Source organism: Aeromonas sp. MR7 (assembly GCF_963899385.1).
Classification (GTDB): Bacteria; Pseudomonadota; Gammaproteobacteria; order Enterobacterales; family Aeromonadaceae; genus Aeromonas; species Aeromonas bestiarum.
This window is the reverse complement of sequence record NZ_CAWQXH010000001.1, coordinates 161,026-177,569: the sequence shown is the minus strand read 5'-3', so window position 1 is coordinate 177,569 and position 16,544 is coordinate 161,026. Positions and strand designations below refer to the sequence as shown.

At 57.4% G+C, this 16,544-nt stretch carries 14 protein-coding genes; 5 read left to right on the top strand and 9 right to left on the bottom strand.

Going from position 1 to position 16,544, the window contains the following annotated elements:
• The coding region (locus AACW87_RS00815; protein WP_241326320.1) for a retention module-containing protein at positions 1-1,018 on the bottom strand (1,018 nt) is incomplete at its 3' end.
• 1,021 nt (positions 1,019-2,039) lie between these two features.
• On the opposite strand from AACW87_RS00815, the gene AACW87_RS00810 reads away from it, so the two are divergent.
• Both AACW87_RS00810 and AACW87_RS00805 read left to right on the top strand, forming a co-directional pair.
• On the top strand, positions 2,040-3,251 hold the full coding sequence (locus AACW87_RS00810) for a NupC/NupG family nucleoside CNT transporter (protein WP_241326319.1): 1,212 nt from the start codon (positions 2,040-2,042) through the stop codon (positions 3,249-3,251).
• A gap of 189 nt (positions 3,252-3,440) precedes the next feature.
• Entirely contained in the window at positions 3,441-3,974 is a 534-nt protein-coding gene (locus tag AACW87_RS00805; protein WP_241326318.1) for a metal-dependent hydrolase, read from the top strand.
• A gap of 369 nt (positions 3,975-4,343) precedes the next feature.
• Here the strand turns inward: AACW87_RS00805 and AACW87_RS00800 are convergent, their stop codons facing one another.
• The 8 genes from AACW87_RS00800 to AACW87_RS00765 all read right to left on the bottom strand — a co-directional run bounded on the left by AACW87_RS00800 (position 4,344) and on the right by AACW87_RS00765 (position 13,527).
• Positions 4,344-5,129 (bottom strand): DUF4917 family protein, encoded by a 786-nt coding sequence (locus tag AACW87_RS00800; protein WP_339385723.1) that lies wholly within the window; start codon positions 5,127-5,129, stop codon positions 4,344-4,346.
• Positions 5,130-5,399: 270 nt separating this feature from the next.
• Positions 5,400-6,122 carry an FRG domain-containing protein gene (locus tag AACW87_RS00795; protein WP_241326317.1) on the bottom strand — a complete coding sequence of 241 codons (723 nt, stop codon included), beginning with the start codon at positions 6,120-6,122 and terminating at the stop codon, positions 5,400-5,402.
• A 587-nt stretch (positions 6,123-6,709) separates the two neighbouring features.
• Positions 6,710-7,516, bottom strand: a complete 807-nt coding sequence (gene trpA, locus AACW87_RS00790; protein WP_241326316.1) for a tryptophan synthase subunit alpha — start codon at positions 7,514-7,516, stop codon at positions 6,710-6,712.
• Complete coding sequence (gene trpB / locus AACW87_RS00785; RefSeq protein ID WP_098983376.1) at positions 7,513-8,706, bottom strand: tryptophan synthase subunit beta; 1,194 nt, start codon at positions 8,704-8,706, stop codon at positions 7,513-7,515. The genes trpA and trpB overlap by 4 nt, the downstream gene beginning before the upstream one ends.
• A gap of 47 nt (positions 8,707-8,753) precedes the next feature.
• A complete protein-coding gene (gene trpCF, locus AACW87_RS00780) occupies positions 8,754-10,274 on the bottom strand; it encodes a bifunctional indole-3-glycerol-phosphate synthase TrpC/phosphoribosylanthranilate isomerase TrpF (RefSeq protein WP_241326315.1) in 1,521 nt (506 codons plus the stop codon).
• Entirely contained in the window at positions 10,274-11,287 is a 1,014-nt protein-coding gene (gene trpD / locus AACW87_RS00775; RefSeq protein ID WP_043134228.1) for an anthranilate phosphoribosyltransferase, read from the bottom strand. The genes trpCF and trpD overlap by 1 nt, the downstream gene beginning before the upstream one ends.
• Before the next feature lie 10 nt (positions 11,288-11,297).
• Positions 11,298-11,897, bottom strand: a complete 600-nt coding sequence (locus AACW87_RS00770) for an aminodeoxychorismate/anthranilate synthase component II (RefSeq protein ID WP_005319135.1) — start codon at positions 11,895-11,897, stop codon at positions 11,298-11,300.
• Complete coding sequence (locus tag AACW87_RS00765; protein WP_241326314.1) at positions 11,890-13,527, bottom strand: anthranilate synthase component 1; 1,638 nt, start codon at positions 13,525-13,527, stop codon at positions 11,890-11,892. The genes AACW87_RS00770 and AACW87_RS00765 overlap by 8 nt, the downstream gene beginning before the upstream one ends.
• Before the next feature lie 424 nt (positions 13,528-13,951).
• Between AACW87_RS00765 and rnm the strand changes: the two genes are divergently transcribed.
• The 3 genes from rnm to AACW87_RS00750 all read left to right on the top strand — a co-directional run bounded on the left by rnm (position 13,952) and on the right by AACW87_RS00750 (position 16,470).
• The gene (rnm, locus tag AACW87_RS00760; RefSeq protein WP_241326313.1) at positions 13,952-14,833 is read left to right on the top strand and encodes an RNase RNM; all 882 of its coding nucleotides are present in this window, start codon (positions 13,952-13,954) and stop codon (positions 14,831-14,833) included.
• Positions 14,834-14,966: 133 nt separating this feature from the next.
• Entirely contained in the window at positions 14,967-15,587 is a 621-nt protein-coding gene (locus AACW87_RS00755; RefSeq protein WP_043134223.1) for an L-threonylcarbamoyladenylate synthase, read from the top strand.
• Complete coding sequence (locus AACW87_RS00750) at positions 15,532-16,470, top strand: segregation and condensation protein A (protein WP_241326312.1); 939 nt, start codon at positions 15,532-15,534, stop codon at positions 16,468-16,470. The genes AACW87_RS00755 and AACW87_RS00750 overlap by 56 nt, the downstream gene beginning before the upstream one ends.
• The last annotated feature ends 74 nt before the right edge of the window (positions 16,471-16,544 follow it).

Below are 16,544 nucleotides of genomic sequence, written 5' to 3'. Positions count from 1 at the left end.
GCACGGCGGGGTCATTGTTGTTGAGCTGATAGCTCCAATTGCCATTGGTATCGATGGAGAAGGTGCCGTGGTCGCCATTCACCTGAGTCTGGGGCTGGAACACGGCTTCGCCGTTGTCGATATCGGTGGCGACCAGCTTGCCGCCGGTGGTGAGGGTGACATCTTCTTTGACGGCACCCTGGTCAGCGCCCGGGGTGGCGACGGAGATGCTGGCGGTGTCGTTGGTACCGGTGATGGTAATGGTCACCGTGGCCGGGGCACTCTGGTTGCCACTCGGGTCGGTTGCAATATAAGTAAAGGATACCTGCCGAGTCTCACCCTCTTTCAAGGATTGAAACTCGGGGGAGGGGACATATTGATAACTGCCATCGGCATTGAGAGTCAGTTGACCGTTCTGAACTCCGCTCACCAAGGAGTAGCCTTGAGGGTTGATGCCATCGCTATCGAGATCCAGTGCAGCCGGAACCTGAGCGAACAGGGTCGGCGTGTCTTCAGAAATGATCTGCTGCTGGTCAAAGGCCATGGGAGGATGCTCGATCTTGCCTGCAATCTCGTCACCCGGCAGTGCATCTTGGCGTTGTGGGTCACGGCTGTTGTGAGCCGTATCAAAGCCAGCTTCGGAAATGGTCGCCTTGGCGGTACGTTCGGTGACGATGGAACCAGCATTACCGGAGCCCGCTATGCCTCCTGCGGTAGCACCGCCGCTGGCTGTTGCCTGGGCGATTTCGGTCGGGTCCTGCCCATCCTGAATAGCTTGCTGGATGGCAGCCAGCTCCTGCTCTACCGCGGGGGCGATTTCACCTTCATCGGAGGCAATGGTTTCATTGGGACTATGGTTCTCCACACTATCCATTGCAGGCGGTGTCAGTTCTACGTCCGAGGGGGATACCAGCAGCACACCCTTGGGAAGTATATCGCCGATATTAACGGTTTTGATTGAACCATCTTTTAAAACAATCCAGCACTCTCCTTGAGCTTGTGTGAGTTCCATTGCTTGATCGAGCAGGATTTTTTGCATGTTGCGTGTGTTCCTAATAGTCTGAACTGATAATTTTAAAAACTGTCTGTGCCATCCAAGGCTAAGGAGAGTGCATTGAATAATAAAATTGCTTGTTGATGATATAATTCTATTAACTCATGCCTTGCTGAGATTTATTTATAATCATATTTTTATTTTCTTTGTTATTATTTTTGTTTCGATTTAAGTTGTTTGCTCTGTGGCCTTATACTGTCTGGAGCAAAGTAGATTTGGGCGCTCATTATATGAGCTAATTTATATTTTTTGATGAGAATAAAGAAATTTTAAAGCATTTAATTGGAAAACGTTTTTATCTTGTGTTCGACGCCATGATAACGGGAAGTGATTCGCTTAAAAATCAGTTTCATAGGTCTTTTTTATAAAAAAACGTCGTTTTTGGTAGGGGCTGAGTGGGGATTTTGTGGCCAAAATGTGAAGCTGGATGGTGAGTTTTTGTTACTTGCATACTATCTATTAACATGTTTGAGAAAATAAGTTTTTAAATCGAATGGTGGTCTTGTTGGTGGCGTGAGTAAATAGTCTTTGGTGTGAATGTTAATGCTGAACTTGGTTGGCACTCACTGGTAACGCATTGATATTTTATTGAAAATTAACATTCCTGCCGACCGTGGCTGCATGTTTCACCGATAGGTTGTTCTCGGGGGCATCATTTTCCTGCTCAAGTCGGCACTAGATTGGCTGGTCGTTGCATCTTTGACCATGTCTATTCGTGGCGTGAAAAAGTGAATCCAGCCAATCGTTTTACCGCTTTTTCTGTGACGGCGATCACTGTAGCATCGCCGCCCGACCTGCTACCCGGCCGCATCTCCCCCTGCGACGGCGCTGGCGTCACCCGATACATGCTGTCACCAGGAACGTGAATGACCCCAGGATGGGACCCGCCACTAACCTGTAGGTTTGTGGTCTGCGTGTCGCGTGGGTCGGCACCTCTCCCGCCGGTTCTCCCGCGACGCCTGTCTGCAGACTTGCCATATGAAACTCCTCTCTTCATAGGTGCAAGATGACACTGTTATTGAGTCTGGTCGGTATGCTGGCCCTGATGTTTATCGCCTGGCTGGCCAGTGAAAACCGCCGTGCCATCCGCTGGCGGACCGTGCTGGGGGCGCTCGCCCTGCAAACCGGCTTTGCCGCTCTGGTGCTCTATTTCCCCCCCGGACAAATCATGCTCGGTGCCATGAGCAATGGCGTCTCCGCCCTGCTCGGCTTTGCCGACAGTGGCATCCGCTTCGTGTTTGGCGATCTCGCCAGCAACGGCTTTATCTTTGCCGTGCGGGTGCTGCCGCTGGTGATCTTTATCAGCGCGCTGATCGCCGTGCTCTACCACTTCGGCATCATGCAGTGGGTGATCCGGGTGCTGGGCGGCGCCGTGCACCGCCTTCTCGGCACCAGCCGCGCCGAATCCCTGGTGGCCACCGGCAACATCTTCCTGTCGCAGGGGGAGTCGCCGCTGCTTATTCGCCCCTTCCTCGCCGGCATGACCCGCTCCGAGCTGTTTGCTGTGATGACCTGCGGCATGGCCTCGGTGGCGGGCTCCGTGCTGGGCGGTTATGCCGGTCTGGGGGTGGATCTTAAATACCTGATCGCTGCCTCCTTTATGGCGGCGCCGGGGGGCCTCTTGATGGCGAAGCTCTTGGTGCCGGAGCAGCAGCAGGTGAGCGAGCAGGCCGAGATCACCCTCGACAAGAGCGACTACAGCAACGCCATTGATGCCCTGGCAGGCGGCGCCATGGGCGGCATGAAGATCGCGGTGGCCATCGGCACTATCCTGCTCGCCTTTGTCAGCGTGATCACCATGATCAACGCCGGTCTCACCACGGTGGGCGAGTGGTTCGGCTGGGCCCACCTCTCCCTGCAGCAGCTGCTGGGCTATCTGTTTGCCCCTGTCGCCTGGCTGATTGGCGTGCCCGCCAGCGAGATGATGGCGGCAGGATCCTTGATCGGTCAGAAGGTGATCATGAACGAGTTCGTCGCCTATCTGGACTTTGCCAATATCAAGGAGGGCTTGAGCGCCCATACCCAGATCATCATCACCTTCGCGCTGTGCGGTTTCGCCAACCTCGGCTCCATTGCGGTGCAGCTCGGCTCCATCGGCACCATGGCGCCGGAGCGCCGTCACGATGTGGCCAATATGGGCTTCAAGGCTGTGCTGGCGGCGACCCTGGCCAACCTGATGAGCGCCACCCTGGCCGGGATCTTTGTCTCGTTGGCCTGATGATTGACCTGAACGCCGCTTAGTCAGCGGCTCAAACAAAAGACCCCCTCTTGCCGCTGGGCAAGAGGGGGTCTTTTTATGGCTGGTTGATGGCGACAAGAGGGCGCTATCGATGTGGCAGAGCACTTCACCTTCACTTCACCGAGCGAGGTTAGGGTAGGCACAAGTTTTCAGTTGGAGCTTTACCCTATGCCCACCATAGTCACTCACGCCGCCGTGCCCCTCTGCCTTGGGCTCGGGTTTGGCAGCCGGATTATCCCGCCGCGCCTGCTGCTGGCAGGGGTTGTCATCGCCATGTTGCCCGATGCCGACGTGCTCGCCTTCAAACTGGGGGTTGCCTACGGCCATGTCTTTGGCCACCGCGGCTTTACCCACTCACTGCTGTTTGCCTTTGCCCTGCCCACTCTGGCCATGCTGTTTCACCGCCAGCTTAAGGCCAGTGCCGCCACCGTCTGGTCGTTTCTGCTGGTCTCGCTGCTCTCCCACAGCCTGCTCGATTCCCTCACCACCGGCGGCAAGGGGGTGGGCTGGCTCTGGCCGTGGCGGGATGAGCGTTTCTTTGCTCCCTGGCAGGTGATCCGGGTCGCCCCCTTCAAGCTGGAGGCCTATCTCACCGCCCGAGGTGAAGCGGTGATCCTCTCCGAACTCTACTGGGTCTGGCTGCCGGGGGTTGTGCTGATGCTGGTGTTGATGGGATGGCTGGTGTGGGGAAGGGGGCGGTAGTTGTGTGATTGGAAAGGGCTGTTGGATATATCGTGACTGAGTAAAAAATAAAAAATTGGATATCCATCTTTTGTGTTCTGGTTATGCAACATCTTGCTCAGAAAGATAGAGAGGCTGATGTGTTGTTTGTTCGGATACTTTTGGAAGGCCCTTTTGTCATTTAACGTTGGAAATTAGCGGCCCCGCTAGGCTGTGTTCTTCAAGTCATTGAAAATGGTCTCCCCATTTCATGGGGTCCATCCTTCCATAAATACTGCGTTGATTTACGTAAAAGCCATCTGAGTGGGCCTCTTTAGGATCTCTGTTCATGGCCGAAAATTGCAACACCGGAAATTTGAACACTTTGAGAACACAGCCTAGATTGGCTTGTTATGCTTGGGCTGACAATGGGTGAGTTGATGACTCAAAAAAGTGCAACTCAATTCCTGAATCTGCAAAGAATGCATTGATGCTGCTTGTAAAGACAGCTTTGTCTGCATTGCGCATACCGGAATATACGCTTATAGCTAGCTTTTTAACCTTACTTGACCTGATAGCTTTCAGAATGTGTTCGTCGAATTCCTTATCCAATCCATGGCCGAAAACAACCATGTTCTTATCGTTCTGCATAAGTCTGTTGTAGCAAAAACTCAGATAGTCATTTTCACGTATGCGTCGAAGCTTAATATCTGACTTTCCTTCCGAAATAAAAAGAGGAATGCTTTCAAGATCTTGCTCATTAATAATATTTTTTATTGATGTTTCTCCAGTCGTTTTTACCTTGCTAGTTATTCCGGTCGGTGTTGTTTTTAAATGAATTGCTCCATGTAGATAGTGAATTGGAGTTTCATTTCTCCATATTTCAGTGTTGTTGGCCACAAAAGTGCATGATTCATTCCAGAAATAGTCGCAGAAGCCATTGAAGTTGTTGCTCATCATTGACCAGTAGGGAATAAGGTCGTAATTCGTGGTAAAAATCATTTCATAATTAGAAAGCTGTTCTTGAATGAGGTCAACAGGGACGTGTTCATAAGCAACATGCGCTAAGTTGACGGCCTCAATCAAGGATTTTCTGACGTTGTAGTAAAGACTCCTGATTGCATCCAGGTTGTAAAAATTAACTAGATATGCATGATAAATGACTTTTAATACTTCTTCAAAGTTTGTTGTCCCTATTTTTTTTCATTAAAAAGGTCTCTGGCATGCGGATACATTTTAATTTTTTTATCATCAACTATTTTTAGTAGTGAATCGTATCTGAATTTCTCACTAATTCCGATGCTAAAGCCGTTTCCTAATAGTAGGCTTTCCCACTGGTCATCGGAAATCATTGTCCAATCTTTAATCATTTTTTTTACCAAATATGTTAGTTGATAGCATTACAGCACATCAAGATGTGAAGAACGCCAAGCGTTGGGGATCACTCTTAAATGCTTTGCTAGAGTTTTATAGATTTGCCAAAACTCGAACTTCAGCAGACATCGCATTACCCGAGATTCCTGGATAGATACGAGAAAAACTAAGCCCCATTGCATCAAGTTCTGCTAGAGCATTAACCGCATCTGCAGCTGGAATGAGGTACTTAACCAAGTAGCCCTCACCATTAAACTCCGCTATGTAATCTTCAATTGAAGATTTAGTTGAACGCAAATATGTGAATTTACCGTGCTGATTTTTAATGCGTTCATTGTCAAATGATGGAACATTTACGATTTCGCAACCGTGGTCTTTATCCCAAATAGGATCTTCGGCATCAATAACCCAGATAGCAACCTTTTGATTATTTTCATGATTACGTGTTAAGTTGCTACTAAATGCAAAGAATGCAGAAACATAAGGGCTTTCGCTCCAGTCTAGTAGACGAGTGGGTAACCCAAAATGCTGACCTAAACTAAGCATGTTGATATCACTTTTCCGGATATCATCAGACAGTTTTTCTAGCTCGCATTCTTTTTTAAATTGTTCTAACAAAGCATCAGATGTCTTTACTTTGTTAGCTAAAGTACCCTTGTACCAACGGTCAAAAGAAGGGCTAAGAGCCCAACTTGCATCACCTTGCCCTCGAAACAAAAAACGCCCCTTTTTGAACCTACCACTAGGAAATAGATCATGTATGATTTTCGATTTAAATTCATTCCAACTTGAACAATCTACTTCGTTATAACTCATTATTTATCCTCAATTTTCGATTAAAATTAAATCTCGTTCTTTGGGCTAAAAATCGTAGGTTGGTGCTTCACGAAGTGAAGCCCAACGTTTACCGCGAAATATATCTGTAAATCTGTTGTACAGATCTGCCACATCTTTGTTTATCCCGATCTGGTTGGCGCAATAATGCTCGCCTGTTGGGCTTCGCAACGCTTTGCGTCAACCTACAAAAAACACGCTACCGCCCCTGAGTGACAGCTCCCAGTTCGCTGCTGTTAACCTGCGAGATAGCAACAATCGCAGCCATGGTGCGCTCCCGAGTGAGGGATTGTCGTTTGGCTATCTTAAGGGCGAGAGTGAATAGTTGAGAAGCGGGTTCTGGCGGGAATCTGTGCTGGATCAATAAATTAGTCATCAGTGACATTTGAGGTGAGAGATTTGCTTGGCTGGGTATGCCAGCCCTCTCCCGAAGGGAGAGGGGGCAACATGCCGGGAGCTGTCAGTGGGTACAAGCGAGATAAAAAGAAAGGGGGCGATCGCCCCCCATTTTTTGCATGGTTATGCTAACTCACAGATCAGGGCCACAAACAACTGACCCCAACCCGACCTTAACGATTGGTCGCGGCCTTCATCCCTTCCACAAACTCCTTCAGACGAGTGAGCATATGCTCCGGGTTCTTGTGGTGGGTCTCGATGATCTTCACCACGGCGGAGCCGGAGATGGCACCGGCGGCGCCGGCCTTGATGGCTTCACGCACCTGAGCCGGTTCGCTGATGCCAAAGCCGAGCAGGGCGGGGGGGGCGTTGAACTCACGCAATGTGTTGATGAGACCATCCACCGGCATGCCGGCCTTGGTCTCGGCACCTGTCACGCCAGCGCGGCTCACCAGATAGGTGTACCCACTGCCAAGCTCCGCCACCTGTTTCAGGGTCTCGGCATCGCCATTGGGCGGGGCGATAAAGATGCTGTCGATGCCGAACTTGTCGGCCGCCGCCTTGTAGGGGGCGCACATCTGCACCGGCACGTCGGCGACCAGCACCGAATCCACGCCCGCCTGCTGGCACTTCTCATAAAAACCGTCGATCTGGCGTACATAAACCAGATTGGCGTAGACCAGCAGGCCAATGGGCAACTGCGGGTACTTGGCGCGGATGCGGCCAAGCAGATCGAAACAGTCGTCCGGGGTGGTGTGGCTGGCAAACGCCCGCAGGGCGGCGCCCTGAATGGTGGGGCCGTCCGCCACCGGATCTGAGAAGGGAATGCCGAGCTCCAGGGCATCGGCGCCCCCTTCGACCAGGGCATCGACGATGGCCAGCGAGAGTTCGGGGGTGGGGTCACCCAGCATCACGAACGGCACGAAGGCGCCCTGATTGACGGCGTCCAGACGGGAGAAGAGTTGTGCGTAGCGATTCATGACAAGGTTCCTTCTTTCTCGAAAATGTCGGCGACGGTGAAGATGTCCTTGTCGCCACGGCCGGAGAGGTTGACGATCAGCACCTGCTCTTTCTCCGGTTCACTGCGGGCCATCTTGAGGGCGTGAGCTAGGGCGTGGGAGGACTCCAGCGCCGGTATGATCCCTTCGGATTTGGCCAGCTCCTGGAAGGCGTCCAGCGCCTCCTTGTCGGTGATGGAGACATACTCGGCGCGGCCGATGGAGGCCAGATGGGCGTGCTGCGGGCCGACGGAGGGGAAGTCGAGCCCCGCCGAGACGGAGTAGGACTCCTGAATTTGCCCTTGCTTGTCCTGCATCAGGTAGGAGTGCATGCCAAAGAAGACCCCCTTGCTGCCGTGACCCAGCGGGGCGCCGTGCTCACCGCTCTCTATGCCGTGACCACCTGGCTCGACCCCGATCAGACGCACCTCAGGGTTGTCGATAAAGTCGGCAAACATGCCGATGGCGTTGGAACCGCCGCCGACGCAGGCGATTACCGCATCGGGCAGGCGCTCCTCTTTCTTGAAGCACTGGGCCTTGGCCTCTTCGCCGATCATCTTCTGGAACTCCCGCACGATAGTGGGGAAGGGGTGCGGACCGGCGGCCGTGCCTAGCAGATAGTGGGCGTTGTCGTAGTTGGCAGCCCAGTCACGCAGCGCCTCGTTGCAGGCATCTTTCAGGGTGCTGGAGCCGGAGTGCACCGGTATCACGGTGGCGCCCATCAACTTCATGCGAAACACGTTGGGCTTCTGGCGCTCGCAATCCTTGGCGCCCATATAGACCCGACACTTGAGGCCGAGCAGGGCGCAGGCCAGTGCTGTGGCGACGCCGTGCTGACCGGCGCCGGTCTCGGCGATGATCTCGGTTTTGCCCATCCGCTTGGCCAGCAGCGCCTGACCCAGCACCTGGTTGGTCTTGTGGGCGCCACCGTGCAGCAAGTCTTCACGCTTCAGATAGAGGCGGGTCTTGGTGCCTTTGGTCAGGTTGCGGGTCAGGGTAAGCGGGGTCGGGCGACCGGCATACTCGGTCAGCAGCTCCTGAAATTCGGCGATAAAGGCCGGATCCTCCTTGGCATCGACGAAGGCTTTCTCCAGCTGGAGCAGGGCGGGGATGAGGATTTGGGGCACATACATGCCGCCAAATTCACCAAAAAACGGGTTGAGCAGGGTCATGGCTTCTTCCTTGTATTAGCTAAATCGAAACATCAAAAAGGGTTGCGTTACAGGTTGCGCAGGGCGGCAAAGGCGGCCGCCAGCTTGTGTGCATCCTTCTGGCCCGGGGCGCTTTCTACCCCGGAGTTGAAATCAAGGCCGAGGCAGCCGACCTGGGCCGCCTGCAGGGCGTTGTCTGGATTCAGCCCGCCCGCCAGCATCAACTTGCTCTTGTCGAGAGTGGCTAGCATGGCCCAGTCGAACGCCTGACCCGTGCCGCCGCTCTGGTTGCCGACTTTGGTATCCAGCAGCAGGCGATCCACCGGGAAGTCGAGGGCGGGCAGGGGTTCGCCGCTTTCTTTGCCGAGAGAGACGCCTACGGCTTTCCAGATCTGGCAAGTTGCCGGCAGCAGCGGGCGCAGGTTGTCGATATAGGCGGCGTCTTCCTCCCCATGCAGTTGCACCGCGGCCAGTCCCAGTGCCTCCACCGTCTTGGCGATGGTCTCTTGCTGGGCATTGCGAAATACCCCGACGTAAGAGAGCGGCGCGCCGGCCATCACGGTGCGGGCGGCGGGAATATCCACGTAGCGCGGACTCTTTGCCACAAAGATAAGGCCACCGAACACGGCGCCCGCCTGATGGGCGGTGGCGGCATCTTCGGCACGGGTCAGGCCGCACACCTTGTTCTGGCCCAGCACCAGTTTGCGTACCGCGGCCTCCAGATCCGCTTCCTCCATCAGGGAGGAGCCCACCAGGAAGCCCTTGGCATGGTGGCGCAGTTCGGCCACCTGGGTGCGATCCTTGATGCCGGATTCGCTGATCACAACCCGATCCGCCGGGATGCGGGCCGCCAGCTGCTTGGTGCGGTTGAGATCCACGCTCAAGTCCCGCAGATCCCGGTTGTTGATGCCAATCACGGGGGCGCCCAGCGCGATGGCCCGGGTCAGCTCCTCTTCATTGCTCACCTCGGTCAGCACGCCGAGACCCAGCTCCCTGGCCACCGCAAACAGGGCGCGATAGCCCTCGTCGGTGAGCACGGAGAGCATCAGCAGTATGGCGTCCGCCTGATAGTGGCGGGCCAGATAGAGCTGATAGGGGTCAATCATGAAATCCTTGCAGAGCACAGGCTGCTGGACGCGGGCCCGCACTCGCGGCAGGAAGGCGAAATCCCCCTGAAAAAACTTTTCGTCGGTCAGTACCGAGATGGCGGTGGCGTATTTGCCATAGATGCCGGCGATCGCCTCCGGGCTGAAATCGTCGCGGATCAAGCCCTTGGAGGGGGAGGCCTTCTTGCACTCCAGAATAAAGCGGGTGGAACCGGCCTTGAGCGCACCGACAAAATCCCGATCGCTTTGGGTCAGTTCGCCCTTGAAACTTTCAAGAGGCTGAGCCAGCTTGCGGGCGGCGACCCATTCCTGCTTGGCCGCCACTATCTTGCCGAGAATGGTCTGGTTGATGGAGGCCATGTTCAGGAAGGCATGGGGGGCAATAAGGTCTGACATCTCGTTATCCTTGCGAAACTGGGTACTGCCCTGCGGGCGATCTGAGCTAGTGCCTGAGTGAGTGCCGTGCTGGTTCATGGCTGACATCATGCCTCCTGATGGCTCAGGGTAGCGAGGCGAGCGGCGAGCTCAGCTGCCTTGCCGCTCGCCAGCACCGCCAGCACCTGGGCCGCCGCGCTCTTGAGATCCGCGGCCTTGCCTGCCATCAGCAGCAGGGGGGCCACGTTGGCGGCGATGGCGGCGTTGTGGGCCGGGGTGCCTTTCCCTGCCAGAATGGCGGCCGTGATGGCGCGGTTCTCTTCAGGCTCCCCGCCCTGAATGGCGCTGACCGGATAGGTCTCCAGGCCAAAGTCAGCCGGGGTGATCATGAATTCGCGGATCTCACCGTCACGGATCTGGGCCACCTGGGTCGGGCCGTGGATGGCAATCTCGTCGAGCCCGGCGCCGTGAACCACCATACCGGTTTTCAGACCCAGTGCCAGCAGGGTTTCGGCGATGGGGCGCACCAGCTCGGGGGCATAGACACCCATCAGCTGATAAGTGGGGCGAGCGGGGTTGATGAGCGGCCCCAGCACGTTGAACAGGGTGCGGGTCTTGAGGGCCTGGCGCACCGGCATGGCGTGGCGCACTCCGGCGTGGTACTGGGGGGCGAACAGGAAGCAGATGCCGAGTTCGTCCAGACAGTGGCGCGCCTGCGCCGGGCTCATGTCGAGCTTGATGCCCATCTTGTCCAGCAAGTCGCTCGAGCCCGACTTGCTCGAGACCGAGCGGTTGCCGTGCTTGGCCACTTTTAGGCCGCAGGCGGCGGCCACCAGTGCCGAGGTGGTGGAGACGTTGATGGTGTTGAGGCCATCGCCACCGGTACCGACTATGTCGCAAAACTCGTAGTCTGGACGCGGGAAGTCGCGCGCCTCCGCCAGCAGGGCTTCGGCAGCGCCGGCGATCTCCTCCGGTGTTTCCCCCTTGATCTTGAGGGCGGTCAAAAGGCTCGCCAGCACTATGGGGTCCACTTCGCCACGTACCACCTGGCCGAAGGCGTCACGGGTACTTTCACGGCTCAGAGACTGACCCTGATAGAGGGTGTTGAGATGATGATGCATGTTGGTCTCCTTACCGCACACTGCTAACTGGACGGGTGATATGGGCGAGCGCCTGGGTCAGCAGGCGGGCCCCTTCCGAGGTCATGATGGATTCGGGATGGAACTGGAAGCCCAGCACCCTGTCGTCCTGCTGCTCTATGGCCATGGGCATGCCCTGATAGTGGGCAATCACAGTCAGCTCTTCCGGTACATAGGTGGCCACCAGTGAGTGGTAGCGCGCCACCGGCAGCGGGCTCGGCAGGCCGGCGAAGGCGCCGTGGCCGTTGTGCTCGATGAGCGAACGCTTGCCGTGGACGATTTCACCCGCCGCGCCGACTGTGCCGCCGTAGGCTTCGCACAGGGCCTGATGGCCGAGGCAGATGCCGAGGATGGGCACCTGACCGCGGGCCAGCTTGATCAGATCGATCAGGCAGCCCGCCTCGTGAGGCGCACCCGGCCCCGGCGAGAGCACCAGCACCGCATCCCCTTCGCAGGCGGCGATCTCGCTCATGATGCGGCTCGCCGGCAGACTGTTGCGGTAGATCCGCACCGGATAACCGAGGGAGCGGAACTGATCCACCAGGTTGTAGGTGAAAGAGTCGAAGTTATCGAGCAGGAAGATGTTAGTCATGGCTCGCGTCCTTATGTTGCTCCTGCTGGGCGCTCAGGGCTTGCAGTGAGGTGCCATGGCTGGCGGCGATGGCGGCCAGCACGGCGGCCGCCTTGGCGCGGGTCTCGTCCGCTTCTGCCTGGGGTTTGGAGTCATACACCACACCGGCGCCGGCCTGCACATGGGCCACCCCATCTTTGACAAAGGCCGAGCGAATGACGATGCAGGTATCCATCTCGCCTGCGCCGTTGATGTAGCCGACGGCGCCGCCGTAGCTGCCGCGGCGCTTGCCTTCCACCATGCGAATAAGCTCGCTTGCGCGGATCTTGGGGGCACCTGTGAGGGTGCCCATGTTCATGCAGGCCTGATAGGCGTGCAGGGCATCAAGATCGGAACGCAAGGTGCCGACCACCTTGGAGACCAGATGCATCACGTGACTGTAGCGATCCACCTTGAGCAGCTCCTTGACGTAGCGGGTGCCGGGCTCGGAGATGCGGGCTATGTCGTTGCGGCCCAGATCCACCAGCATCAGGTGCTCGGCCACCTCTTTCTCGTCCTGGCGCAGTTCCAGCTCGATGCGGCCATCCAGATCCCGGTTGATGCTGCCGTCCGGGTTCAAGCCCCGGCGACGGGTGCCGGCGATGGGGTACATCTCGACATCGCGGCTGGCGGCACAGAACTTGACCGCGCTCTCCGGCGAGGCACCAAACAGGGTGAAGCCCTCATCCTGCACGTAGAACATGTAGGGGCTGGGGTTGGTCTGCTTGAGGCGGCGATAGGCGGCCAGCGGGTTCGGGCAGGGCAGGGAGAAGCAGCGGGACGGCACCACCTGGAAGATGTCGCCACGGCGGATGAAGCCCTTGAGCTTCTCCACCTCGGCGCAGAACTGCTTGTCGCCCTTGTCCACGCTCATGCCGCCGGTTAGGGGCTGGGTGGCCAGCTCGGCGCTCAGGGTTTGTTGGCAAATCTGTTTGAAGTCGGTGATCCGATCGCTCAGGCGGCTATATCTGTCTTCCACCTGGCTCTCATCGCTGTCGCCGCCAAAGATGCAGGCCAGCAACTGGGTTGAGCGCTCGATATGGTCGATTGTGATCAGGGTCTCGGCCACATAGAAGCAGTAGTCGGGGCAGTTGTTGCTCCCCTCCGGCACCTGCGGCAAATCTTCAAAGGAGGCGATCAGATCGTAGGCGAAGCTGCCTGCCATAAACAGGGCGTCGTTGCCCAACTGGCACTGCAGCTCCTGTTGCAGGGTGCGCAGCACGTCCAGCACGCTGCTCCCCTTGAGGCGAGAGTCTTCATCTTGTTCCCGATCGGAGGCCGGGAAGTCGAGCTGCAGCTCGCCATCCACCATGCTCTGCGCGACGGCGGCGGGCAAGCGTTCGGCCAGCAGGCTCTGCAACTGGGCGCCGTTGTCGTTGAGGGTGCGAACCCGCACTGTGCGGCCCCGGCATTCGATGCGCAGGCAGGCATCGACCAGCAGCAGGCTCTGCTTGCCCGCCTTGGAGTCGATCTCCACCGATTCCAGCAGCAGGTTGTTGGGGCGCCCCTGGCAGAGTCGGGTGTAGAGCGCCAGCGGGTCGGCCACATAGGGGGCGTTGAGCTTGAGGGTATCGAATTCACCCAGGGGCAAGCGAGTCGTATTGACGGTCATAGTGCGTTCCCTTGCGTGTGATGCGTGTTACCGATGTTCATGACATTGAATTCCTTGGAAATTAAATTGGTTTAGGCGGTTTCAGTAGGGTCGCCATCGCCAGGTCAGTGTTCTTGTCTGAATTCTCGGTTTCATCACAGGTCCATTTGCCGGATAATAAAAAAGCCCGCTGGGGTCAGCGGGCTTTTTCTTTGGGTTCTTAATTTGCTGTCAGATTACAGATACAGCAACGACCACACGCCCGCATGTCAGGGAGTGTGCCACCACCAGATGGTCAGGATGGAAGTCGTTTGCATGATAGAGTCCTGTAAAATTTTGTTTGCAATGAAGTGCCTACAGAAAACGATAAAGCCGCGGCCAAGTCAAGTCGCTTTTTAGCCTTCTTTCACCGATGGTGACCTGATCATGAGAGCGGAATAACCTGATGAGATTCGATCTTCACTGTCATACCACTGCCTCCGACGGTGTGTTGAGCCCGGCCGAACTGGTGCGCCGCGCCGCCGAAAAACAGGTAGAAGTGTTAGCGGTCACTGACCACGATACCCTTGACGGGCTTGATGAGGTGCGCCGCACCATAGCATCCGAACAGCTGCCGCTGCGGCTGGTGAGCGGGGTCGAGATCTCCACCGGCTGGGAGCATCACGAGATCCACATAGTGGCGCTGGGGGTGGATGAAAAAAATCCGCAGCTGGTGGCGTTTTTGGCGGGGCAACGGGCTCGCCGCGAGGCGCGCGCGCTGGAAATAGGGCGCCGTCTGGAGAAGTGCCTGATCCCCGGCACCTATGAAGAGGCCAAGGCGCTGGCCGGTGATGCCGCCGTGACCCGGGCCCACTTTGCCCGTGTGCTGGTGGCGCGCGGGGTGGCCGACAACATGCAGAAGGTATTCAAAAAGTACCTGAGTCGAGGCAACAAGGGTTATGCCCCGGCCGAGTGGCCCGAGATGAGCGAGGCCATCACTGCCATTCACGCCGCCGGTGGGTTGGCGGTACTGGCCCATCCCAGCCGTTACGATCTCACTGCCAAGTGGATCAAGCGGTTGCTGGTGGCCTTCAAGGCGGCCGGTGGCGATGCCATGGAGGTGTCACTGCCCCAGCAGAGCCCGCAGGAGCGGGCCAACCTGGGCCAGTGGGCGAAGGATCACGACCTCTATATCTCGGTGGGATCGGATTTTCACTTTCCGTCCAACTGGACCGAGCTGGGCCGCCACCTCTGGCTGCCCAAGGAAGGCATGCCGGTCTGGCTGGCCTATCCCGGCCACTTCGGGCTCACCACCGAGCAGCATGCCGCCCTGCTGGCCAGTCGCTAGCACGGGGTCGGCCGCCGGCCCTCTGCTGCATGGGAGGGCAAACCGGCGTCAAACAGGTTAAGGTAGCGTCATGGGTCTGGAACCCGTGACCATGAAGCGGGCACCGCGCGTGCCCCTATCGCGAGAAGAGCATATGAGTCAGCATTTTTACGTACATCCGGAAAATCCCCAGGCCCGTCTGATCGGTCAGGCAGTGCAGATCATCCAGAACGGTGGCGTCATCGCCTACCCGACCGATTCCGGCTATGCGCTCGGTTGCCAGATGGGTGACAAGGGCGCGCTGGAGCGCATCTGCCGCATCCGTCGCATCGATCCCACCCACGACTTCACCCTGGTGTGCCGGGATCTCTCCGAGATCTCCACCTATGCCAAGGTGGACAACACGGCGTTTCGCCTGGTCAAGGGCAACACGCCGGGGCCCTACACCTTCATCTTCAAGGCGACCAAGGAAGTGCCGCGCCGCCTGATGAACGAGAAGAAGAAGACCATCGGCATCCGGGTGCCCGCCAACAACATAGCGCTGGCCCTGCTGGAAGCCCTCGGTGAGCCGCTGCTCTCCACCACTCTGATCCTGCCGGGTTCGGAGATGGCGGAGTTTGACCCGGAAGAGATCTTCGACAAGCTGGGCAAGCAGCTGGATCTGGTGGTCAACGGTGGCTATCTGGGTGAGCAGCCCACTACTGTGGTGGATTTCTCCGATGACGAGCCCGTGCTGCGTCGTCGTGGTGCCGGAGACCCGACCCCGTTTGAGTGATGACCCTGTGCCCGTGATGGCCCCGCCTGCGTTGGGCGCAACCGGGGAGCGTGTCCTCCCCCAGGCCATCCCATCCCCCATAGCGCGTGTGCTGGGGCAGCCCTACCATGAGCTGCCCCAGGACTTGTTCATTCCGCCCGATGCGCTGGAAGTCTTCCTCGATACCTTCGAGGGGCCGCTCGATCTGCTGCTCTATCTCATCCGGCGCCAGCAGCTGGATATCCTGAACCTGCCGATCCTGCAGATCACCGCCCAGTACATGGAGTACGTGGAGCTGATGCAGGGGCTCAATCTGGAGCTGGCCGCGGAATATCTGCTGATGGCGGCCTGGCTGGCGGAGATCAAATCTCGCCTGCTGCTGCCCAAGGCCCCCGAGCTGGAGGATGAAGAGGAGGGGGAGGATCCCCGCGTCACCCTCATTCGCCGGTTGCAGGAATATGAGCGGTTCAAGGTGGGGGGCGAGCGTCTCAATGCCTTGCCACGGGTGGAGCGGGAGATCTTCATCGCCGCCGTCTTGCCGCCGGATTTTGGCTCTCTCAAGCCATTGACCCCCGATGTTTCGCTGGTTGAGCTCGCCCTTTACATGCAAAGTGTGGTAAAACGCGCGACTCATTTCGAACATCATCAGATCCGCCGCGAGCAGATCCCGACCCGGGTGCGCATGGCGGAGATCCTCGCCATGCTCTCGCTGGGCCGGACCTTGCGGCTGGAACAGGTGCTCAGAGCCGAAGAGGGGCGCATGGGGGTGCTGGTGACGTTTCTGGCCCTGCTGGAGCTGTGCAAGGAGTCCCTGATCTGGATCCTGCAGGCCGAGCCGCTGGGGCCGATCCACTTTGCCCTGGCGAGCCAAGATGAAAGCGGGGAGCGTGAACATGCACACTGAGTTGTTTTCTTTGTCCCGAGCCTGTTGCCCGCCTGCCGGGGTCTGTGTGCCTCTCCCGTTGGCCAGCCAGCCTG

What these genes read in the sequence shown, in the direction of transcription:
- AACW87_RS00810 (WP_241326319.1), top strand. Translation starts at nt 2,040, where the DNA reads ATGACACTGTTATTGAGTCTGGTCGGTATGCTGGCCCTGATGTTTATC.
- AACW87_RS00805 (WP_241326318.1), top strand. Translation starts at nt 3,441, where the DNA reads ATGCCCACCATAGTCACTCACGCCGCCGTGCCCCTCTGCCTTGGGCTC.
- AACW87_RS00795 (WP_241326317.1), bottom strand. Translation starts at nt 6,122, where the DNA reads ATGAGTTATAACGAAGTAGATTGTTCAAGTTGGAATGAATTTAAATCG.
- trpA (WP_241326316.1), bottom strand. Translation starts at nt 7,516, where the DNA reads ATGAATCGCTACGCACAACTCTTCTCCCGTCTGGACGCCGTCAATCAG.
- trpB (WP_098983376.1), bottom strand. Translation starts at nt 8,706, where the DNA reads ATGACCCTGCTCAACCCGTTTTTTGGTGAATTTGGCGGCATGTATGTG.
- trpCF (WP_241326315.1), bottom strand. Translation starts at nt 10,274, where the DNA reads ATGTCAGCCATGAACCAGCACGGCACTCACTCAGGCACTAGCTCAGAT.
- trpD (WP_043134228.1), bottom strand. Translation starts at nt 11,287, where the DNA reads ATGCATCATCATCTCAACACCCTCTATCAGGGTCAGTCTCTGAGCCGT.
- AACW87_RS00770 (WP_005319135.1), bottom strand. Translation starts at nt 11,897, where the DNA reads ATGACTAACATCTTCCTGCTCGATAACTTCGACTCTTTCACCTACAAC.
- AACW87_RS00765 (WP_241326314.1), bottom strand. Translation starts at nt 13,527, where the DNA reads ATGACCGTCAATACGACTCGCTTGCCCCTGGGTGAATTCGATACCCTC.
- rnm (WP_241326313.1), top strand. Translation starts at nt 13,952, where the DNA reads ATGAGATTCGATCTTCACTGTCATACCACTGCCTCCGACGGTGTGTTG.
- AACW87_RS00755 (WP_043134223.1), top strand. Translation starts at nt 14,967, where the DNA reads ATGAGTCAGCATTTTTACGTACATCCGGAAAATCCCCAGGCCCGTCTG.
- AACW87_RS00750 (WP_241326312.1), top strand. Translation starts at nt 15,532, where the DNA reads ATGACGAGCCCGTGCTGCGTCGTCGTGGTGCCGGAGACCCGACCCCGT.